Source organism: Legionella sp. JM-2024 (assembly GCF_055389095.1).
The window spans coordinates 277,602-301,783 of the sequence record NZ_AP039388.1 but is presented as its reverse complement, the minus strand read 5'-3'; the positions used below and the strand labels follow the sequence as shown (position 1 = coordinate 301,783).

The following is a 24,182-nucleotide window of genomic DNA, read 5'->3' as shown; positions in this document are numbered from 1 at the left end:
TCATTTAGTATAACTGATCTAACCGGCGTTATGACTCTCAGAAAAGCCATATCAAAGACCGACAGATCAACCAATGTATTTGAGGTCTCTTTTGTGAATAATAAAATCATAATGGCAATTTGCGATTATTTTGGTCTTGGCAGACCTATAGAAACTCCTATAAGAATTTATGGGGGGTTACTCCACATCATGTGGCGCCTTATAACAGAAAAAGGGACTTATGCTATTAAGCAACTATCCCAAGACATCAACCTTTTCGACAGTCAAATTGTTAGAAATTACAATTTAACAGAATACATTGCTTTTTGCTTCATACAACAAGGGATTTCTGCTGTTTGTGCCTTAGAACAATCAGGTAATTATCTATTGGTACTTGATGGTGTAGGATATTTGGTTTATCCATGGATAGCCGGTACCGCCTTGGATAAGGATGCCATATCAGAAAATAAGGCACTTCAAATTCCTGAAATTTTAGCACGTATGCACAACATAGATCTGAGTATTCCTGAGATTCTCGAACCAGAATTTGATATACATAAAAATGATGACATTGTCTCGTTCGTTCAAAAAGCGTTGGATTATCAATGCCCATTTGCCAAACTATTAAAAGACAAACTTCCAGATCTACTCAAAGCAAACAGCACTTATCAACGAGCCATACCAATTCTTAAAAAACAAGCTGTTGTAAGCCATGGCGATTTGGATCAAAAAAATGTGCTATGGGATAAATTTGGCAATCCTATACTTATCGATTGGGAATCCGCACGCAAGCTTAATCCAACCTATGAAATAGTTAATGCCAGTTTGGATTGGAGTGGTATTACAACAGAGTTTAATAAGGAATTATTTTTTAAACTGATTAAAGCCTATAAAAAGGCCAGGGGCATCATTGATAATTCATCCCTTGAAGCATCCTTTTATGGCGTATTAGGGAATTGGATAAACTGGTTAGTTTACAATATAGACCGTTCTTGCAATAACGTCTCGTCTGAACAACAAAAGATTGGTATAGAGCAAGTAGCGCAAGTTTTACCAACTATCTTACGGCTACAAACTTTGGGTACAGAACTTCTATGCCAAGTCAATGATATTTTAAATGATTAAACGTTTGGCTATATCATGCCGCATAAATCGCTTTAAGTCAGTGGTGAGGATTAAACCCCAATATTATTACTTAGCTTTCAATAAGTGATAATGTCCATAAAATTTAATAGTTAACTCACAGCATTCATTATATTGTTAAATATTTGATTTACAGTTTTTGTACCAAGAATTTTATGAAATTGTGGTGCCCCCTCCTCATTGCTATTTGACCAATTGTCATAAAACTTTATTAAAGGTTCCGTTTGCTCATGATACAGCGCAATACGTTTTTTAACTGTTTCTTCTTTGTCATCCTCTCTTTGAATCAATCGTTGCCCGGTAATGTCATCTTTTCCAGGAACCTTGGGGGGATTATACACAATGTGATATACTCTCCCTGAAGGCTGATGCAGGCGTCTCCCGCTAACTCGTTTAATAATTTCATTATCATCCACCTGGATTTCTATCACATGATCAAAATATATTCCCTTGCTCTTCAGAAGTTCTGCTTGCGTTAAATTACGAGGGAATCCATCTAATATATATCCTTTGATACAATCTGGTTGTTTTAACCGTTTCTGCACCATCGCAAAAATAATATCATCAGAAACTAACCCTCCAGCATCCATAATTTTTTTGGCACTTAATCCCAAAGTTGTGCCTTGAGCAATTTCAGTGCGCAACATATCTCCTGTTGCAATATGTGGAATATTAAATTTCTGTGCCAAAAGGTCCGCTTGAGTTCCTTTCCCTGCGCCAGGAGCGCCCAAAAGCATTAATCGCATAGAGGGTTTCTGAATCTTATTTATTGTGGATGCACTTGAAGGGAAAATAAATCCAACTGTCAGTCCAAGAATCGAAAATAAAACAGATATTAATTTAATCCATCTCATGATTTATAAAGCTCCTGCTTCCATGAACAACCATAACCCAATTTATAATTGAATTTTATTAGGCATACAAGAGTAAAAAATTGAATTGCGTTATTGATCAAAACACCTGTATGAGAGGAATTTGTAAGGGAGTAGTTAAGATTTATGTAAGAAATGTACAAAATAAAATTTAGTATTTATTGTCATTGAATACCATGTAATATGGTTTAGATGGAAAGACAATAAAGGAGTTCGTGTTTACAAATAATTAATACATCGTCGTTCTATAGGATTTTAGAACTTAATACTATGCATCAATATAAGGATATATAATGTCTAGTGATAATTTAAATATAAAACCTGAATTCGGGACAATTCGCGGTGCTCTTTGGCCAATCCATTCCTATGAGTTGAAGAAATTTTTACCCATGGGTGCCATAATGTTTTTTATCCTTTTTAATTATACTATTTTGCGTGATACCAAAGACTCTCTGGTGATTACTGCTTCTATTGATGGATCTGCTGTAATTCCCTTCCTGAAAATTGGACTTGTCTTACCTGCATCAATATTATTTGTGGTGCTTTATGCTAAATTGGCTAACATGATGGATCGAGAAAAGCTGTTCTATACCATAGTCAGCTCTTTTATACTTTATTTTGGGCTTTTTGCCTTTTTTTTGTATCCCAATAGGGAGTTAATTCACCCCAGTCCTGAAACAATTCGCACTCTAAAAGAAACTTACCCACATTTTCAGCATATTTTTCCTCTATGGGGCACCTGGATGTATTCCATGTTTTACGTCATATCTGAATTATGGGGTAGTGTGATGATCTCTCTTTTGTTCTGGCAATTCGCCAATGAAATTACTCGAACAAATGAGGCGAAACGTTTTTATGGTTTATTTGGATTGCTTGCCAATGTATCACTGATTTGTTCTGGTTTTACTGTGAGATATTTATCCAATATCCGGCAATCATTACCCCCAGAAGTTGATGCATGGGGCGTGTCATTAAATTATATGATGACTGCCGTCATTGTCTCAGGAATTTCAATAATGATGATCTATCGCTGGATGAATATCCGTGTTTTGCCAGATCCTCGCTATTATGAGAAAGCAGCGAGTTTGGGGAATACAAAAACCGCCAAACCCAAGTTGTCTGTTATTGAAAGTTTTAAATATATATTTTCTTCAAAATACTTGGGATTAATTGCAATCTTAATCATTGGCTACGGTATTTCCATCAACCTGGTTGAAGTGATTTGGAAAGGCATGTTAAAGGAACAATATCCAAACCCAAATGACTATAACTCATTTATGGGAGCATTTTCAGTAATCACTGGAATAGTCACTATGACCATGATTATGATATTTAAAGGGATTGTTCGTAAATTTGGGTGGTTTACTGGTGCCATCATGACCCCGTCAGTTTTGCTGATAACAGGGGCTCTTTTTTATGCTTTTGTCCTTTTTCAGAGTCACATGACTCCTGTAGCGACATTTTTTGGAACTACTACATTATTTATGGCGGTGATATTAGGTGCGATACAAAATATCGCAAGTAAAGCGACAAAATATTCCCTCTTCGACCCTACAAAAGAAATGTCTTACATTCCTCTTGATCAAGAGCTTAAGGTAAAAGGTAAGGCTGCTGTAGATGTCATCGGTAATAGTTTTGGTAAAGCTGGAGGAGGAATGATTTCAGGATCGCTCCTCGTCATTACCGCAGCAAGCAATGTAATGATGATCGCACCATTTCTGGTCTTTATCGTTATTTCTACAACCATAACCTGGATGTTTGCAGTGAAAAATTTAAGTAAACTATATAACAAAGCTCTGCAATCACCAGTCAAGGAAGTGAAACAAGTCCATGAAGATACTGATAACAGAGAAGATGTTATGGTTAATAATGCTGTTTTAAATAGCTAAGAAATCAATGGGGGCAAATTCGACCAATTTTGAATAGGAATGATTTAATTAGAATTCATATTTAAAAATTAATCGACTCTGCTCTCATTCACTCCTTTTCAATATCATAATGTTCAAACTAAATCTACGATACAGCTCAATACAATAACCATTCAATCATTAATGCGCACTTGATGATGTCATCTATTAAACTACCTGGGCAAATCATTGGCATTCACACAGTAAGCGCGATAGAATGTGTGTTGTATACAAACAAGATTTTAGAGGAGTTAGAATCATTGTGAGTCAATATCGTATTTTAATCCAGGCTCCGGATCGCTCTGGCCTTGTATATAAGGCTGCCAAGATATTTTATGAGCATAATCTGAATATTATTACTAATAATGAATTTGTAGATAATGCAAATCATCAATTTTTTATGCGAACCGTAGTAGCTGGTGAAATTGATGCACAACTCTTATATGAGGAATTGATTGGTGAAATGCCACAAGGCACGTTAGTAATCGTTAAGCCACCGCACAAAAAAAATATTGTACTGATGGCCACCAAAGAAGCCCACGTTTTAGGCGATATCCTGATTCGTTATCAAGAAGGACTTCTGGATGCCAATATTCTTGGTATTATATCAAACCATGATATTTTAAAACCATTATGCAGTCATTTCGATATTCCCTATATTCATATAGGTACAGACAATCTCTCGCGTGAAGAGCACGAAGCGAAGATAATCAGTGTCTTGCAGGAGTTTGATAGCATTGATTATATTGTGTTAGCCAAATACATGCGTATTTTAACCCCCAATTTTACGCAGCGATATCAGGGCAAAATAATCAATATTCACCATTCCTTTTTACCCGCTTTTATTGGAGCTAATCCTTACAAACAAGCTTATGAACGTGGGGTAAAAATCATTGGGGCCACTGCTCATTTTGTCAATGAAAACCTGGACGAAGGGCCAATCATTGAGCAAGATGTTATTCATATCGATCATGCTTATGATTGGCAAAGTATGCAGCAATATGGTCGGGACGTTGAAAAGGTTGTTTTAGCTCGAGCTTTAAAACTCGCTTTAGAAGATCGAATCTTTGTATATGGCAACAAGACCGTCATCTTTTAGAAAGGCAAAAAAAGCACCATTAAGTGACGTCATTTACTTAGTGCTTAAGAAAAACCAACGACATCGAGTATAGGATCTATAATACGATGGAAAAAATTCCGGACGACGAGAAAGAAATAGCTCAAAAAACCAAAGCGTGGAATTTTTTAAAGAGATCGTTAAAAAATACCTCCAGGGTATCTATTATAATGGAGTACTTTTTATTCTCTTAATAAATATTAAAATGATTTAAGAGTAAAATTCGTTACATAGTAAACCAAGGCGAGCCCAAACCCCATGACTCCCAGACCTTGAAGACTCAGAAAATTTCATGCAAGTAAGTCATAGAAATCATAATCTGAATAATTGGACTATAATTTTAGAAACTCTAATCTATCATTAAATGAGGGAATCATGGGATTTCTAAAAAAAATTCTGGGTAATTATATGGGCGGGCACCATGGAAAATCCCGTTCTGGCCATGGTGGTTATGGTGGTAATAAACATCAAGGTGGCTATAGTAATAATACTCCTCTATCTACAACAACATGCCCTAAATGCCAGACTTTTTTGGAGCCAGGAGCTCGTTTTTGTAGCCAATGTGGCACCAATTTGCAGGGGAATAAGTGTTCTTGCGGTGCATTTCTGGAAGCTAATGCTCAATTTTGTATGCAATGTGGAAAACCGCGTAGTTAACATTTCATATTCTCATTGACCTTACCCAAAGTAGATGTGCAACTTTTCATGGTAATGAAAAAACAAGGAGGGTAGTATGGGCAATAACCACGCAATTCCCGGTAATCAGAATATAAAAAACCTTAGTATTGCTCTGCTCCTGACTACAACTTATCTTGTTGTAGAAGTGATTGGTGGGTTAGTCACAGGCAGTTTGGCTCTTCTTTCAGATGCAGCACATATGTTAACGGATGCCAGTGCCTTGGCTATTTCTCTTACAGCAATTCATCTTGCTCGTAGAGCAGCTAATGCGAGAAAAACATTCGGCTATCACCGTTTCGAAATTTTAGCTGCTGCTTTTAATGCGATTTTGCTATTTCTAGTCGCCCTTTATGTTTTATATGAGGCCTATCAGCGCATTAGTAGTCCACCAGATATTCAAACTATTGGGATGCTAATTATCGCAGTGATTGGACTAGTGATTAATTTGATTTCTATGAGACTACTCCATAGGGATAAAGATCATAGTTTGAATGTTAAAAGTGCCTATCTTGAGGTATGGAGCGATATGCTTGGTTCTGTTGGTGTGATTGTCGCTGCAATAATAATTCGTTTTACTAATTGGCAATGGGTGGACTCCGTGATTGCAGTAGCTATTGGATTATGGATTTTACCCCGCACCTGGCTTTTATTAAAAGAAACCACTAATATTTTGCTTGAAGGAGTTCCTGAAGGCATTGACATTGAAAAAATCCAAGACTCACTACGTGCTATCCCAGGTGTCCTGAATGTACACGATTTCCATCTTTGGGCACTTACCAGTGGAAAAACCAGCCTGACCGCCCATATAATTTATGATTCTGCTTATTCACCTGATAAGCAGTTGCTTCCTTCCATACAGGAGACGCTTGCCAACGATTTTTCTGTATATCACACTACTTTGCAGTTTGAAAATAAACCTTGTAATAGCGCGTCTGATGACTGCAATTACACAGGACCATTGAATAAAAATAAAATATAAAGAACGATTAATTATGGTTCCTTGAAAGGTTTTCGAAATTTGCAGTTCTCAATCTATGGAATACTATGGTTCATCATTTTAGGATTAATCAAATTTTTATTCGATTATATAAACAGGGATTCAAGTAACGAGCACAATTAAATTTAAGGAAAATCTTTTATGTTCAAATCATGTATTTTCACATGATGTACTTATCAATATTAGGTCTTCGGTATATAGTGACCCAAAATCTTTGTAGCTACCTTTAGATTTTATCCTACCTAATATAATACAAACTGAATTAAATCTTGAATATCTTAGAAAAAACCGATGGGACTAACGCAGTGAGATCCCATCGATTTATTACGAATTGATTTTATACTGAATCTATCTATTCGTCACCAATAGACTTTTTCCTGTTACTGGTTGGAGATAAACTCCGCTAGTATATTCTTGCCAGTTATCAGCAGGTTTGATATTACAACTTTTCGAAACCATATGCCATCCAGGTTCAGGATAAACACATGCTGCTTGGAGTGGTCCAACTGCTACAACCATTGTAGTAGCAATTATTAATCCGACCAATGCTTTGATCTTCATATAGATCTCCTTATCCTTTGTTATATTAATAAGACTTATAACAAGTCAATATGATTATATATTGGCCAAAATGATTATGCAAATTTATTTTCTTTTTCGTATTGTTTTAAAAGAGATATTACAGTAATGATGTCGAATGTAATTTTTCACAAAGCCGCATTTTTGAAAAAGAACGGTTGTTTTCACAAATTCTGGATTTCTGACATTTATCTCTAAGCCAGATGCACATGCTTCGAGTAGACTGTTACCGCAGTTTTATGCCACTTCCACCCCTGCCTGCCATTACCTAATACAAATTTTTCGACAAGATCAGCTTCATTGATAGCATTTTTTAACTATAATTTCTCATTATCAAAATTGAGAGATGTTTATAACAATGACAACCTACCATGGCCAATGTAGTTGCGGAACAGTTAAATTTATAGGTATAGGTGAACCAATCTTTGCGCAATATTGCCATTGCAATAAATGTCGAGAAATTGCTTTATTGTCTGAAAATAATCGGGATAAAATAGGTTACTCCTATACAGCAGCTTATTTGACTAATAATTTTAGCATTGTATCTGGCGAAAATAATCTTGAGAGCCTCATTAAAAAAAATGCCAAATTATTGCTTTGCTCAACCTGCAAAAGCCTTATTTATGGTATTTCTCTTGATCCCGCAAAGCAAGGTGGCATTGGTGTTAATGTTAACAATTTTAATTTCGACATAAATATACCCGATTCATTTAAACCAGTAAGGCATGTTTGGTATGCCAATCGTATTATAAATTTCAACGATAATCTGCCCAAGTTTAAAGATACTCCTAAAGAGCAATTTGGTTCCGGAGAACTATTTGGGCGAGATGCAAACGATAAGTTATGAAAAGGAGTTATGATCAATCAAGTGAATAGAAAAAATAAGCCAGCCATAAGACTGACCTATCTGTTATTAGAATTCAATTTTCCACAGTCACGAATCAGAACAAAGACCATAAATTATGACAGTAGAACAATTTTCAAAGACATCTAATAACCAGATAGCAGTCAACAATAACAACCACATCCTGCAATGTCCTATCATCACAAGGATTGTCTAGACACTAATTCCTTCAACTCTTCAGGAACATTCTTGTTATTAATTTCCATACCCCGTTCTTTGAAGAAACGGCTGCATTGATGTAACAAAGAAGGTACCTCCGTTTTTAGTCCAAGTTCTCTAATGTAATTACTCATTTCTATGGACTGTGAGATATCTACTTCCCTGTTATTATCATCTGCTAATGTGATTTTTTTGATATTGGGAAATGCTGCACTTAACATTTGGCGTTGCTCTTTTGACATGTTCCTGATTTCACTAACATCCAGGCATATGGTTTGAATATGAGGTAAAGAATTCTTGAACAAAGCCAAATCTGCAAGAGATAAACGGTATAAGCAGGTTGAGCGTAAATCAAGGGATGTAACACCAGCAGGGATAGCAGCAAACAGCTGTGCTAATTCAGCACCATTTCTGATTATACCGAAGCCATTACTAGTTAAATTAAGATAAACAATGGTATTAGGAATGGCAGCAAATGCTTGAATTAGTGCAGAAACCCTTGAGATACCTACGCCACCTAAGCCATTCCCAGTCAAATTCAGTGAAGTCACACCAGCAGGGATAGCGGCAAAGACTTGTGCTAATTTAGCACCACTCATGTCATCCAAATGATTCTGGTTTAAATCAAGGTCAGTAACGCCTTCCGGGATAGCAGCTATGGCTTGTGCTAATTCTGCAGCTTCCATAAGGCTAAAATGGTTCCTGCCCAAATTTATTGAAATAACGCTATTAGGAATAGCAGCTAAGGCTTGTGCTAATTCAGCCCCACTCATGCGATTGAAACTGTTCCAACTCAAATCAAGAGACGTGATTTTTTTAGGGATCGCCGCAAAGATTTGGGCCAATTCGATACCACTATTGATTCCTAGGCAATTCCAGCTGAGATCGAGCGAGGTAACATCAGCAGGAATAGCTTCGACAGCTTGAACCAAACTGCTATTTATGATTAAGTTTAACTTGTAATGCATATTAAAATCTCCACTTTATGGTTAAAAATTAACCTGAGTGGATATAATAATACCTGATTAACTGTAATAAAAATTGATTGTTTGTATGTTATGTATACAAATTTCTTATAGCTTAGTTAAATATGCCGCCAGCTATTGATAGGAGATCACAAGTGCACCTATTTCTGCTATAGGTTGTCCACGGGGCCAAGTCATTGGTATTCGAAATAAGAGCAATATTCCCTAACACTCAAAAAATCAGGACAAAAAGTCCTGTTGAGAAAAAAAACACCACACCAATGCAAATGGGTAATTATATTAGAGAGCTTGGAGGTTTCTGGAGTCCTGACACTTTATCTCTAAGCCAGATGGTACATGTTTCAGGTAGACTTGAAGCAGTTTTATGCAACTTCCGCCTTCCTCTGCTGCCACCTAATATAAATTTTTCGAGGAGATCAGATTCATTGATATGAAAATTATCAATCCATTCTGTCAGTTTTCCCACTTATCTTTATTGATCATAGCATTGATTAGTTAAATTATCTCATGAAAGCTCTGCTCTAAACTCTTAGGGTGGATTGAAAGAAAACCAGAAATTCTCCGAGTGAAATGATCGCTATTAATTTCCCAGATTAATCAGATTGCAATCCGCGCACAGCCCTTTGATTTCTACAGTACAGTTAATAATTGAAAATTGAATGGAGTCAGCCGCTTCTGTTACAGAAGTGAAGTCAACAATGCACTCTAACTCTTTGACAAAATCGCACTGATTGCATATGAGAAACTGGGTTTGTCCCACATGATGTCCATGCAAACAAGCCACATAGGATTTAAGACTGTCAATGCAATGAATAAATCCTTCCTGATGCCAAAACTGAATGGCACGATAGACGGTAGGTGGCTTAGGGTTTTCCACTTCCATGGATAACCGTTGCAATATATCATAAGCACCGAGAGGCTTTCTCTCATCTACTAATATTTTAAGGACACGCTCTCTTGGCTCTGTAAACCGATAGCCATGGTTTATGCAGTATTTATAAGCCCTGTCCAACAAATTATGTTTCATCAATCGTTTTTAAGATCCAATCGTTAGAGTACATTATTTTATCATAATCCTTATTTCAAGGAAAAAACCAACAACTACCCTTGATTATTTCACATAAAATACTTTGTGTCTAAAAATTACCTAATGTTCCTTGTTATTTAACAATTAAATGTTACAATGTAACATTTTTAAGGTTGGTATGTAGTTTAAAAAATACCTGTCATTTTCCTATCTGAAGTTTTAGGGGCAGGAAAAACTACTTTGCTTAAGCATATTTTAACCAATTGGCGGAGTTTAAATGTATTTCAATAATTATCGATTCCACCTTTCAGATAATGCCCAAATTCTTGACCTGGAAAAAACAAGAGAAAAGATTGAATGGATTTTGAATCAAGCCAAAGAGTTAGAGTTAGTACGAGTAGCAATTGACTTGACAAGTCTAAATAAAAGCATCAGTGTGTTGTGTGCATCTAAAAATGATACTGTCGTGCAAACCAGAGTGGTACAGCTTTTGTTAGAAGAGGGAATTGCTGTAAGTGACACAATGGAGGTGGAAACATTCTCAGATGAAGAAGAACAAGGACATAAACATCATGTCCATACGTCTAAGCCCACACATCCTGATCTCATTAAAAAACACATAAAAAAACCGAAACACGACCATTCTCATGAGCATCATCATGGACATCATCATGAAAATCATTGGACTAAAGCAGCTTTAGGTTTGATTTGGGGAATAGGCTTGCTGATCATTTCTATTGGGAGTTTTAATATTCCTATTGCTGCCTATTATGTCATAACAGGGTTAACCTCTTTGATGACATTATATTTAGGGCATACTGTTTATCAATCAACATGGCAAGCGTTGCAAGAAAAAAAATGGGATACCACCACTTTATACTCGATTAGCACTTTGACCATCTTTGTTGTGTCTATCGCAAGCCTATTTATAACCGGGTTACCTATGATGTTTGAAGCGGCTCCTTTAGTTTTAGGCTTTTGGCATTTAGGCGAAGGTATTGAACATACCTTGGTAGGCAAAATCAATAAAAAATTAGATGTACGCGATTGCGTTCCTCCATTAATCCTATTAAAGGGTAATCCGGATAAAGAGATTTCGGTCAAGACATTAATTCCTAACGATATTATTATAATTAAAAAAGGAAATGTTATTCCTGTCGATGGTGTGTTAACGAAAAGAACACTATTGTATACCACACGAATCGATGGCTCCCCAAAGCTCACAGAATTTAAACCAGGCGATGTGGTGAAAGCTGGTATGCAATTGGCTGATCATATACCTTCGTTGGAAATGCGGGTTACCAAAACATATCAAAACTCTTATCTCTCATTAATCGCCAAAAATATTAATAAAGCCAATGATGAGAAAGCACCTGTAGAAATATTTGCGGATAAGGTATTGAAATATTTTATTCCTGGATTGATAGCAGTAGCGCTGGTATCAGGCATTGTCATAGGTTCCTTGTTTAGTCCTGCACTTGCTATTCAATGTGTCGTCTCTGTTCTGGTAAGTGCCTGTCCATGCGCTTTGAGTTTGATTACACCCATGGCAGTTAAAATCGGTATGCAAAAAGCATCTGAGAAAGGGATTCATTTTAACAATGGGAAAGCGCTACAAGCGGCAGCTGATATTGATACTATTGTTTTTGATTTAAATGGCACGCTGACTAAAGGCGAAATTGTGGTGGATGCTTTGCAAATTGCGGATAAAAAGTTTTTAAGCCATATCGCCCTATTAGAAAGTCACTCCGATCATCCCGTGGCTAAAATTATTAAGTCTTATGTGCAAGATCAAGGCACAGTTTCCAGCGAGCCACTGGAAGTCACCTCCGTTGATAAAAGTCATCATTCAGGCATAAAAGCTATAATTAATGGCGAAAACTTCATGATAGGCAATAAAGAAATGCTTCTTGCCAATGAAATTACGCATATCGATACGCCTTATGATAATCCTGAAAAAGGTTCCGTTTATGTTGTGCGAGGAACAACTGTAATAGGACAAATTGCCTTAACCGACCCTTTGCGGGAAGACGCCATTGCAACAGTGAAACAATTAAAGCGTCTTGGTAAAACGGTACATATATGTACGGGAGCCGATAAAGCATCGGCAGAAAAATACGCCGAATTATTGGGTATTTCTAAAAATAATATTTGTGCGAATACAGTAGGAGCTGTCACGAAACCCGGCGAAGTATCTAAAACCAGCTATATTAAACGGTTAAAACGCAGAGGTTGCAAAGTAGCTATGGTAGGTGACGCAGCCAATGATGCCACCGCAATTGCCTATTCCAATATAGGCATTGCCGTTAAATCAAGTATTGGCGATAGCATCACTGAACAACATGCCGGCATAGTGGTACAACAAGGCTTGTTATTTCCTATTGCAACCGCATTTGATGTGGCCAAAAAAACCAAACAAAATATTTTCCAAAACTTATTCGTGAGTTTGACCTATAATTCAGCTATTACTTTAGTAGCAGCAGGATTATTTGTTGCATTAGGTTTTGCTCTGAATCCTGTACTTGGTGTTGCTTTGATGGTGCTTGAATCCACCATTGTTTTAGCGAATTTATATCGTTTTAAACAACAGGAAGTTGTATCCACGGCATCGAATGGTAAGGTACAACATGCTGAACCCTCTGGAAACACAACCTCAAAAGTTTTGGATGCTTTGGGTTATCGTCCCCAACCTAAAGAAAATTTAACCCTTTTGTCTGAATCTAATGAAGCAAGTTCTAGAAATAGAAATTTATTTGTGCCAAAAGAGAGTTTTTCTTCTTATGCTCCTGAAGTAACTCATCAAGGAATAGAGTGTGGAATCTGTTGATCGACATTAGTACTTAGGGGTAGTTCCAGGAGAGTAATCCGATTTTTCAAATTAATCATGCTGTATGTTGAATACAGCATGAAATAAAAAGCTCTTAAAATCCCAAGATAATATGTGACTCATCTCTGAAGCCTAGCAAAAAATACAAAAACATGGATATATTCTGGTCTATAATAAATAAAAATATACGAAGTGATTGGTAAATAACTATACTCGAAGTCAACATTATGAAAGTAATAAAAAACTCCTTCCTGAAAACAGCTGGATGGAAAAATTTTTATCGAGTAATCAATTGTAATGACCCAGCACTTTCAGTATTTCAACAAGTAGATAGAGCCAGCAATGATTTAAAAGTTCAAATCCAAGTTTGATTTGAACTTTGTATGTTGTCTGGCTAATTAATAAAGGAACACCCGTCATGAAAAGTCAACATAATATCGAAAAAGATCTGGCAATAGACAAAAAAGATAAAATATCAACCTATTTGTCAAAAGGAAAATATTCTAAAATTTTGTCTATATTTGATGATTACGGCGTTTCCGACGTAGATATTGGAAATCTCCTCGCCAAACACGCTATAGAATTAAAATACAACACTCGCCAATGGCATCTTTTTCAAAGCTTTCTAGAAAAGATGGTTATGAAGAAGTGGATAGACGAGGATATGCTAAAAGCTGTCTTGGTTGATTTAAAAACAATATCATTTTCAAATGAAACACTCGATAACTTCAAACCTGATAAAGATAAAATAAATAAATGCTGTAATTTTGATGACAAAATGTTTTGTCATATTCATAACGATCATGAAATTCAGGGGGAAACTGTACAAGGTAATATTTTTTTTAAAACCTCAGATGTTTTCGTTAACCTCTTACAAGTTATCAATGATGCCGAACCTTCTAAGGATATAGGGAATGTTATAAGTTTAATTGAAAATATCCCTCATAACATGAACTGGTCTGAACATGATATAGGGAGTGTCATAGATACCTTTACTTCAAATTCAAATGATTCTCTAGTGCTCTTTGGTGGATATCCAGGCCATGCCATGTTGTATCAAGTAACAAAACACGATACTGAAAAAGATGCATTTTATCTGGATATTATTAATACAGGCGGAGGTGTGAATTTTCATGAAAGCATAGATGATACCCACCTTGAAAAATCACAAAAATACTCAGACACTTTAAGATTTGAAGTCAAGAGTTCAGAAGATTTAAAATACATACTCCATACTATTTTAAAGCACCAAAGAGAAGAATCCAAATCCAATGCGTCAGGATTATACCGTGACATTTTCGTCTCCACTCATGATAGAGGAGCCAAATTATGTCCTGTTGATTTAGAAGTATCACAATTAATTAATCCTCAAAAATCTGGGACTTGTACATGGAAAGTCTTAAAGTCGTTTTTAAAAAAGAATATAAAAGATAAAACAGAACAAGAATATGTGTTTTTTATGATGCGCTTTCTTTCTTTGCAAGGGTATTTAAATAATAACAGTATTGAAGACATGAGCCCATCGGAGCAAAGACATTTGAAAGGCGCGTGTATAAAATTATTAAAGAAAACAGAAAATTTGATATTGACTTCCAAGTACTCTCAAAGTGAGCATCACTTGGCTTTATTTAAAGCCGGGATCAATTTAGCCAATCAAACACTAAAAGCATTAGATATCCAACAACATATAGGAAATAAAGCTTCTCCAGAAATCACGTATCAACAGGAAATATTAAAAACAAACTTGAATTTACATGCGCTTAAATATCAAACGCTTACCGAAAAAATTAATTTACCACCATTACCAGACACTTTAATTGCATTAGTTTCAACCAACTCCTTTACTAAGGAAAGTGAAAAAATAGATTTTTTAAGACAAATATTAAAATCGCCTGAGACGGATGTAGAGAATCATTTAACGAATGAATACATGGACAATCTCGAAAAAATAGCTGGTGAAATGCAAAAGACAAATCAATATATTTCTAAAACAAGAGTCATCAGAGGACAAATAGAAAAGCACCAGAAAGCATATAAAGAATTAATTGAAAAAAAGGCACTGATTACCTTTGCAACTCTTGATATGCAATCCCTGAAAAACGAAATACAGAAAATGAGTTGTGATGAAATAGCTGATTTTCAGAACACACTTAATCAGGCATTTCATTCATATACTAAACTTAAAGAACATTCATTTAATATGAATGATGTATTGGCTCAAATAAAACTAATCAGTATTAATATGGCCTGTACAATACAACAATCAAAACTAAGAGGTAAATCCATAGATCTTAAAAGTTATCAAGGAGAGATTCACGAAAAAATAAAACTTTTAAGAGAATGTGGCTATTTAACAGGTCTTAGTATCGAGCAACAAAATACCTTAACGGAAACCATAGAATTTGCCGAAAACCAACTCTCCGAATATTCAACGTATAAAAAAGAATTAAGACATGATACGCCAGAATTTGGATTAACCAGTATAACTGATTTCCATTTCGGTCAAGATAATACATTACATTCCAATTATTTGGCATGGCTGAAAAATTTGGTCTCAGATTATGTAAAAAAGAATTTAAGTACAACAAACATGTCAGATAAGCAAATTGATTCGTCCATTTTAGAGGTTGTGGATTCCTTGGCACTGGATAAGGAAAAAGGTCCTATTTTGAAGATCTGCTTCCTTAAAGAAAACGGAATGTTATCCACAGATGAAGAACATGAAATAAGTACAGTATACAACCAAAATGTTTCTAAATTGCTTAACCTGATGGATGCGCCTGGTTATTTTGAAAAACTACCAGGGAAGGAAGATATTTCAGAAATAAAAAATATTATCTTCGACGTTAATAAAGACTATTTTAATCCAGATAAGCTAATAGAAATACGACGGGTAGACGATGATTTTAAAGCGACTATCAAATTAGACTCCGATGTCATTTTTGAATTGGATTCTGGTGAGTTACTGGTAGATTGGGCAAAAAGACAACATTCCAAACAAGTTGGCAATACCAATACTTTCCCAATTATAATTCAAGACAAAGACAGATATAAGTTATCTGCAAATCAACTCCATTGTAAACTGCTTAAAGAGAAAAGCTCTGCACAAGAAGAGCTTGCCTTTTATCGCAGATTGATTCAAACCCAGGTTTCAGAAAGAACTTCAATTACAGCACTAACATCCGTATTGCTACAAAATATCCATAAAATTCAAAATCCTGAAGTCATATCCCTATTATTTTCTACAGTAGAAGCTCGCCTCCATAATCAACTGATGGATAAAGGAACAATAAAACATTTATCTTACTTTATTAATCAAGCGCTGGAGTTTCTCCAGGAATCAAAATTTAAAGCAGAACTTGAAGGCAATACCATTAGCGCTTTACTTATACTTAGTCGAATGAATGAGAAGCTCCATTCTCTTGAAGAAAGCACTGAGTCAGTGAAATTAATACAAACGAACAACACGATTATCGATACCATGTTAAATGAGACAGACTATCGTCTGCTCACAAAGCTATATCGGCTTTATCATAAGTCAAATAAGGATAAATTAAATCTTAAAGACTACAAAGATTTCTTAACGCTCAGATCAGAAATACATCTACGCGGTATTCATTTACAATTTGACACACAGAACCTCTTGAATGAATTAAATGATTTTTATTTTTATAACAACTTTTTTAATCAATTAACACTGCCCGAAGACTTGGATAGTTTCCCAACGTTGATAAAACAGTTTTCCAGTGATGATTTTAAATTCGAGCGATTTGGCTGCAACATAGTAGTGCGTGATCATAGTAATCAGATGGTTGGGTTTTCAGATATTACAACCGGTGAAACCAGGCTGTATGGAGACGCAACACCATCAACTTGTCCCGATTGGGCAATGACCTTGCTTAAAGAACATTTCAATATAACATACGATAATATAGATGGTTTGCTCACTGCGGATAAGAAGGAGTTTACAACTAATTACATCGATAGTTATAAAATTAAAATTAAAAAAGATAAATCCTGGGGGGATAATATTAACCCCATATACAGAAGTTTCCAGGAAGAGAGAAAAGAAATCTGGTATCAGCTTTCAGACCAGATTCCCGAAGATATGAAAAAGATCTTGAATCGTTGCAATATTCCAAAAACTCTACTATGCAAAGACACATGCCTTTGGGTCGGGAAAGATCAAACTCCTCCTTGCGCTTATATTACCAATAAAGTTACAGGAGAGATCTTATGCAAAATCGTTGGAGATAACATTATTCATCGAGACTCTAAAATGATAAATGTATTTTCCTTGGGAGAGGATTTAAAAAAAATCCTTTCCCGGTTTGAAGGAGAAGAATTTATTGAAGTCTGGGAACATGATGATGGAACCATTAGATTTGATTTACCACGATATCAACTGTCGTTTGAAACTCGTAAAAATAAAAAAGGTGAAATTTGTCTTGTTTGGCTGGGAAACCCCGATTACCAAGTTGATATTAACTCTTCATTAGATGAAGCTAACTTTGGCCTAATTAAACTCAAACCTGCAAATCCTGAAGAGGATCTTGAACCAAAAGCCTTAACCCTATTTAATGACCGATTGTTTGTACCTAAAGTAAGTCAAGAACCCTGTATCTATGAAACAGAAAAAGATATTCATGGATTACTGCTTATGGAAGAACATTATGAAAAACAAGAAAAACCACTTAAAGAAGAACTGGATAAAGCCATTAAAAGTACCTGGCGTTACGATATAGAGAAAATTCCCCGTCTTAAAAATCAAATAGACAAATTAGGTTTAAATGATAACCATCAAAACAATATTATTACCAGTTCCTACTTTAATTTAGCCAATACATGCCATTATTATATCATTTCGAATGATTTGGAAGTGGATACCTCCCGCACTAAGGAAGAGCCGGAAAACATACAATTAAAATTTATTTATCAATTAATGGGACTCAAGGATCATGAGCAAGCCTTTAAATGCATGGAGCGCTATAAGCAAACACAAATAATGAAGTCAAATCCAGAGAAGATTAAGACTCTTGTTGATATTATTGCTTGCCTGCCTGTTCAACTAAAAGAACCTGATAGATTAAGAGGATTATTTCCTGCTCTTGCAGGACAAAATGAGCTGGATACATTGAAAATAGGCAGCCCGGAAACCACTTGCCTTCAAATGCATAGTGTAGTATTGCTGATCGAACAGTTAATTAATTTTCCCAAAGATTTAACGGGTATGGAGCAAAAGGAACTATTTCTTCTTATTAGCAAAGTAACCACCGATTATTATGATAAGTTAAGAAATATCAATGCGTTACATCATATCTCAACGGATGACGAATACAAACTCCTTAAATTTATTCCAAAACAATATCTTAACTCTGTGGCACAAAAACGACTGATAGAATTACAACACAGTAAACAAATAAACATTAACGATACCAATGAAATTGTATTATTAAAATGTAACTATGAAGAAAATCAAGTAGGTTTTCCAGAGATATATGGTTTATCACTTGACAATTTCAAAATTAAGAATACACAAGAAAATTTATTGCGATTCATTTTCAAAGATTCATACACGGCCCAAATTATAAAAAAATTGCAGGCTAGACAGCCATACGACAGTGCGGGGAGATTAATTCCTGATTTATTTAAGTTGACTGGAGAAGATACCTTAAACAACATTCTAATAGGCATAATTGAAAAAGGGCACCTGCTTGCAAGAAGCATTGCATACAAACGTGATAGCCTTGGTAGCGCAATGAGGGAGAGCTATGGATTTGAATCTGACTTTCCCAATATCGAAAAAATAGAAGAAATAATAAAGTTATGTGAGAATTTTCAAAAACTAATTGCAAATCATGAAATTACCTCTCGGAACCTTAATACTTTTTTCCAAACAGCATTAAAAAATGAATTTTCTAAACAAATTATCATCGATGAATTTAAAAAAATAGGATATGTACCAATTCAAGTTAAAAATCTTGATGATAAGGAACAAGACTCTGAAAATCTTGATGATAAAAAACAAAATTCAGAAGAGTCATCATATATATCTGATGAGTCTTCTGATACTTTAGAAGTAGAGATAAGTCAGGAAGAACATTTAAACAATTACCTAAGTAGATTTAAAGAATCACTCCTTCAATCCAATGAGGATTATTCTAGTAAAAAGGACATGTTGAAACCTCTGTTAAAATTTAACATCTCATCGGTAGAACGTAATCCCAAGCTCTTCGAAAAATTTGTTTTGGACCACTTTGCTCTTTTGCAAAATATAGCTATCAGCATTTCATCCCCTGAAAATGCAACAAATCAGAACCTGGTGTTTAGATATGGTGAAGAAATTAATGGTATATTTTTAAAACAAATTATTCCATTGTTAGAAGATAGGGTGCGTCGAAGATACTACACCAATTCATTTTCTTATCGAAACAAAGAGGAAAAAAATTCAATCAGCCAAGGTGTTGAAAATATTGTAGATGAATTGTCGTGTATATTGGTTGCTCTTGCACGTAAAGATGTTTCTGATTCCAAACTTCCAATGATATATGATCCTGGATACAGGACATGGAATAAAGATTATTTTGAAAAACTTACTAATTTTTACAATAGTGAATTAAAAAAAGAACTTCTTATTAATGCCAAGACAAAATCTCCAAGCACTTTCGAAACAAGGGTCTTTGATATAAAGCCTGTTACATTAAACAAAATAGATGAAATCGATATAGCGCAAAACAATACAACTACATTGACGTTATTTAATGAACTAATTAGTGCCTCTAAACTGAAACCACCATTTAAATATCCATATTATATAGAGCTTGAAACGGAGCCTTCTTTTGAAACACTTGACTTACGCACTGGCGAAGTGATGAATAATGTCCATAAGAGTAATATGAGATGGCTAAATGAGAATCTTAGTAAGAATGGAAATACTTTTGATGAGTTTAAAACTCACCTTGATAAAGATTTAATTCCAGAAGCTCAAAAACTGAAAAAGAAGTGTAAGCAAAAAATATTAACTTTTGTTGAACAGAACGTCTTATCCGCAAAAGGACTCTCTTCAGAGCAAATAAATAATGAAGCAATGCTGATGTCTGGACAGCAACTAGTCCCTAATATGAGCATATTGTTATCCATTTATCTTAAAAATGATATATCGCTATATAGTAAGCTTTTAAATATAGAATACTCTGATGCCATTACTTTAAATGAGTTAATAAGACAATACCTTGTTGAATCGTTAAACATAAAACACATGAACGCTATTTCCAAAAATATAGCCATCATTACAGAAACCAGCAACTCAGAAGAAGAAATATTAGAAGCCAAGAAAAACCTCATTACTAATTTAAATCAAAGCAGCCACTTATACGATTTTTCAATGCATCCGGAACGCCTGGTCTTTGAGTATCATAAAGGCTTCAATATACGGGAAAAACAAATAGAAATATTAGATGTGTTGGAATCCCTTGAAAAAGAGGAATCGGAAGTAATACCTCATGTCAGTAAAATAATTAAACTGGCTATGGGGCAAGGAAAAACATCGGTACTGACACCACTGTTATGTTTTTCAAAAGCCAATGGCAATAACCTGTTAATTTATCAATCCCCTTCGAGCCTGGTGAAAACGAATTATCAGGATCTCTCAAAAAATTCAAAAAAATTTTTTGGGCAATCTCCCTATTTACTGGAATTTGACCGTAATGAAATCTCACCAACCTATCTGAAGACAATTCTGGACAAACTGCAATTGTGCATTGCAAATAAAGATTACATAGTAACAACGCCAGAAACCCTGCAACGAATTGAACTGGTTTGGCTAGAACTACTTGAAAAGAATAAATCAGACTCTTTTAGAGAATCCATCTCACTTCTTTCAGACATACTCAACTTAATTCGAGAAAGAGGAGAAGGATTAGTTGATGAGGTTGATCTGTTGCTCGATCCGACCAAGGAACATAATTTTTCCTTTGGCGAAGAAATCTCTATAGACGATGAATACATAGACTGCATGATCAATTTCTATAGATTTATTAATGACAGTGACGCCTTTAAGGAATTATTAACACAAGGTGAAAATTTATCTGAAGAATATATTAACAGTGCAATGGTAGAGATTTTGAACCTGCTCTGTGAACAGCCTCAGTCTCCACTTGCGTTACTTTTACAAGAACAACCGCTATTACAAGCTAAGCTGAAAGGATTCCTTCTGGATGCCCCTGAATCGGATTTGGTTAATTTGGTTTCCCCTGACCTTTTTAATAAACTGATTCTTTATAAACAGCTCTATACCTCCATGCTTCCTTCTTTTATTGATAAAAAACATAACTTTAACTATGGCCGCTCACATCTCACTACCACTACTGATAATCCTATTTACACGGTTAAAGTCAATGCCGAACCCCAAATTAAGCAAGTCATTGAACAATATTCAACTCAGATTCCTTTAATTTTTCAGTGTTTTGGAGAATATTATGTCCTGGGGAAAGATGTACAAAATGAATATAAAATTACTAAAATTACAAATGATAAGAAAGGCATTTTCGAATCTTTAGAGTTCACATCAGAACTCAATAAAATAGATAGTATGCCTCAAAATATGATAAATTTTCTTAGAACTGAAAATATTCATACTTTTTCATCTCAACAAGTCACTGGTTTGGAAAATGAAGTCGCCATTCCTTATAAGGGAAATAAGAAACCTGTTGAAGGCTCTGAATTTTCCGACCCGTTTATTACGGCTAACTACACCATAGGCACGAATTTGATATCAGGTGTCTCCAAACAAGTAACTCAACACTATTTAAAATCAGTACTCGATAATATCAAGCAAGAAATAAGTATTGTTGGCAATATGAATAACACTCCTGCCGCCTTTGCTTTTCATTCCTTAACAAATAAATCCATTATGGATTACTTGCCACTCACGTCTAAGTCCATGGATGATTTTCATAGCGAATTTTCTTGTAATCGGAATTTCATTTACCACTGCTTAAAGGAAATTATTCTAAAAGAGATTAAAGTGTCTCCTTTGTATTTAAAACAAAACTCCATTTTTTTAAGTCATATGTTTAAAAGTATACAGGGATTTTCTGGGACGATTATTTCACCTGACTGGTTCCCAAGTAAAATGAAATTTGAAGAAGAATTGGCTATTGGTCAAAGCGGAGAAATTCGTGATAATTTAATTAAAAAAGATCCCAAAATATTTAGAATACCTGAACTCTCTGATGAGATTGGTATCCAACAGCAAATAGAATTCCTTATAAAAAGCAATCCTAAAAATACAGCAATTATTGATATGGGGGCCTTTTTTAAGGATTACTCCAATCTTAAAATTGCAAAAGACATCGCTGAATATTTAAAAAAAGAAAACTCAAAACTTCAATATGTTCTTTATTTTGATGAAGAAGACAAACTGTATGCTTACCCCATTGGAATAACAACTGATAAAGAAAAGGGAATTTTTATTGGTTCAATGGATTATGATGTCATTCAGGAAAAATTGGGTTGCGATAAAACGGGTTACTTTACTTATTTTGATCAATTAAGAACTACTGGTACTGATATAAAGCAAGCGAGCGATGGAAATGCCGTCGTCACTTTTTCTAATACAAATCTTACAAGAGATGTCATGCAATCAGTGATGCGAATGCGGGAATTACCTGATCAACAAACTGTTTCTTTTGCTGTTTCCCCTGGATTTATGTCCACTAAACCTGAGATTAAAATTAAAGACCTGCTTGATGTCACCGATGAAAATCAGCGAAAAAAAATTAAAGAAGTAAATAATCAGGTAGTTCAAGCTAAAATAGAAAACGTCCTTCGTAATTGGCTTGTTGCTCGAATTTTAAAGATGCCACCTGATACGCAATGCATGTTGTTTGAAAAGCTTAAAACAAGCCCTTTATTTTCTGGGAAAGTCACTACAGCACCGGTTGATTGTTATTATCACTCCAAGCAACCTGATAAGGTTGGTGAGCTTAATGAAAATATCAAGAAGCTGCTTTCAGACTGGGATGAGCATGTACGTACATTTAAAGAATTTTATAATGTTACCCCTGAAGATATCGATAAAAGATATGTTACATTACAGGAAGAGATGGTTGGTATAATAGAATATTATAGAAACAAGCTCAGTAATGAAACGACGTCTGATAAAATTGTTGAAGTTGAAAAAGAAGTAACCAAAGAACAAACGAAGGAAATTATAGGCGAAGTAGTCGACATTAAAGAAACAATCAATTTTAAAGCCCTGCCTGATGAAATTGTTTCAATTGCAAGCCAGCCCTGGCCTATGAATATTTTTGATGATGAGACGGCGTTTTATAATTTTACAGACAACTTATCAAAACATGAAGTAACAGGTTATGGACAAAATTTCTTCCCTTTAAGTATCTATTTTTCCGAGGATAATTCGTCTGCTTTACCATTAAATCTTTTTTGTAGTTCAAATTATTTTCATAGCTATCATATAGACAGAGAAAAATATACTTTAAATGATGAGGTTTATAAGCCGATATCCTATGTGCTTATGTTAAAAAAGGGAACTCAAAAACAATTCGTCATTATTTCACCCGATGAAGTTGATTTTTTTATGAGTTATATCGATAAGCTGGAAACAGCAGGTACGGATTTTACAGCAGCGATATTTACGCCTACTAATTTTTGTCTAAATCATTCCGTTGAAGAGAAACTCTCTAAAGACGATAAAGATGAAATTACCAAAGTATTAGATGAAGTTAATTTTATTAATGGTGATTTAAATATTAGTATGTTACTTGATACGAAACCAGACGTTTCCAAAATTTCCGAGGATAAATTAGAGTCATTTAAAACATCTGTATTACCTACTCATACGGATAAACAAAATAAGCTGGCCATGTATCAGCGTTTGATGGTGTGGAAAAGCCCTGTTATTGTAGACACTGATGAAGGTATAAAAAATGTGATCAAAACTTTATAATAATAGTAATTACAAATTTCCAATTTTGACCGCTGTAT

General features: G+C 34.9%; 13 protein-coding genes and 1 pseudogene. 9 read left to right on the top strand and 5 right to left on the bottom strand.

All coding sequences use genetic code 11. The features are described 5' to 3' along the window. Positions 1–93: 93 nt before the first annotated feature. Positions 94–1,104 (top strand): phosphotransferase, encoded by a 1,011-nt coding sequence (locus ACZ5EK_RS01285; RefSeq protein ID WP_464430991.1) that lies wholly within the window; start codon positions 94–96, stop codon positions 1,102–1,104. A 110-nt stretch (positions 1,105–1,214) separates the two neighbouring features. Here the strand turns inward: ACZ5EK_RS01285 and adk are convergent, their stop codons facing one another. Continuing rightward, positions 1,215–1,868: an adenylate kinase gene (gene adk / locus ACZ5EK_RS01280; RefSeq protein WP_464432432.1), complete on the bottom strand. Its 654-nt coding sequence runs from the start codon at positions 1,866–1,868 to the stop codon at positions 1,215–1,217. Between the two features lie 419 nt (positions 1,869–2,287). Between adk and ACZ5EK_RS01275 the strand changes: the two genes are divergently transcribed. From ACZ5EK_RS01275 to ACZ5EK_RS01260, 4 genes are all read left to right on the top strand, one after another. Continuing rightward, positions 2,288–3,883 carry an Npt1/Npt2 family nucleotide transporter gene (locus ACZ5EK_RS01275; RefSeq protein ID WP_464430990.1) on the top strand — a complete coding sequence of 532 codons (1,596 nt, stop codon included), beginning with the start codon at positions 2,288–2,290 and terminating at the stop codon, positions 3,881–3,883. A gap of 280 nt (positions 3,884–4,163) precedes the next feature. Continuing rightward, positions 4,164–5,000 carry a formyltetrahydrofolate deformylase gene (purU, locus tag ACZ5EK_RS01270; protein WP_464430989.1) on the top strand — a complete coding sequence of 279 codons (837 nt, stop codon included), beginning with the start codon at positions 4,164–4,166 and terminating at the stop codon, positions 4,998–5,000. A gap of 393 nt (positions 5,001–5,393) precedes the next feature. Next, positions 5,394–5,675 carry a zinc ribbon domain-containing protein gene (locus ACZ5EK_RS01265; RefSeq protein WP_464430988.1) on the top strand — a complete coding sequence of 94 codons (282 nt, stop codon included), beginning with the start codon at positions 5,394–5,396 and terminating at the stop codon, positions 5,673–5,675. Positions 5,676–5,751: 76 nt separating this feature from the next. After that, positions 5,752–6,675, top strand: a complete 924-nt coding sequence (locus tag ACZ5EK_RS01260; protein ID WP_464430987.1) for a cation diffusion facilitator family transporter — start codon at positions 5,752–5,754, stop codon at positions 6,673–6,675. 366 nt (positions 6,676–7,041) lie between these two features. Here ACZ5EK_RS01260 and ACZ5EK_RS01255 read toward each other — a convergent pair whose 3' ends face one another. After that, positions 7,042–7,254 (bottom strand): hypothetical protein, encoded by a 213-nt coding sequence (locus tag ACZ5EK_RS01255; protein WP_464430986.1) that lies wholly within the window; start codon positions 7,252–7,254, stop codon positions 7,042–7,044. 376 nt (positions 7,255–7,630) lie between these two features. On the opposite strand from ACZ5EK_RS01255, the gene ACZ5EK_RS01250 reads away from it, so the two are divergent. Then, on the top strand, positions 7,631–8,119 hold the full coding sequence (locus ACZ5EK_RS01250; protein WP_464430985.1) for a GFA family protein: 489 nt from the start codon (positions 7,631–7,633) through the stop codon (positions 8,117–8,119). A gap of 197 nt (positions 8,120–8,316) precedes the next feature. Here the strand turns inward: ACZ5EK_RS01250 and ACZ5EK_RS01245 are convergent, their stop codons facing one another. From ACZ5EK_RS01245 to ACZ5EK_RS01235, 3 genes and pseudogenes are all read right to left on the bottom strand, one after another. Next, positions 8,317–9,303 carry a leucine-rich repeat domain-containing protein gene (locus ACZ5EK_RS01245; protein ID WP_464430984.1) on the bottom strand — a complete coding sequence of 329 codons (987 nt, stop codon included), beginning with the start codon at positions 9,301–9,303 and terminating at the stop codon, positions 8,317–8,319. Between the two features lie 312 nt (positions 9,304–9,615). After that, a pseudogene (locus tag ACZ5EK_RS01240) lies at positions 9,616–9,804 on the bottom strand (peptide chain release factor family protein); the annotation flags it as partial. Positions 9,805–9,901: 97 nt separating this feature from the next. Further along, positions 9,902–10,348, bottom strand: coding sequence for a Fur family transcriptional regulator (locus ACZ5EK_RS01235; RefSeq protein WP_464430983.1), 447 nt, complete (start codon positions 10,346–10,348; stop codon positions 9,902–9,904). Between the two features lie 192 nt (positions 10,349–10,540). Between ACZ5EK_RS01235 and ACZ5EK_RS01230 the strand changes: the two genes are divergently transcribed. From ACZ5EK_RS01230 to ACZ5EK_RS01220, 3 genes are all read left to right on the top strand, one after another. After that, positions 10,541–10,639, top strand: a complete 99-nt coding sequence (locus tag ACZ5EK_RS01230; protein WP_464432431.1) for a GTP-binding protein — start codon at positions 10,541–10,543, stop codon at positions 10,637–10,639. After that, positions 10,626–13,175 (top strand): heavy metal translocating P-type ATPase, encoded by a 2,550-nt coding sequence (locus ACZ5EK_RS01225; protein WP_464430982.1) that lies wholly within the window; start codon positions 10,626–10,628, stop codon positions 13,173–13,175. The genes ACZ5EK_RS01230 and ACZ5EK_RS01225 overlap by 14 nt, the downstream gene beginning before the upstream one ends. Positions 13,176–13,593: 418 nt before the next feature. Continuing rightward, a complete protein-coding gene (locus ACZ5EK_RS01220; RefSeq protein WP_464430981.1) occupies positions 13,594–24,144 on the top strand; it encodes a DUF3638 domain-containing protein in 10,551 nt (3,516 codons plus the stop codon). Positions 24,145–24,182 lie beyond the last annotated feature (38 nt).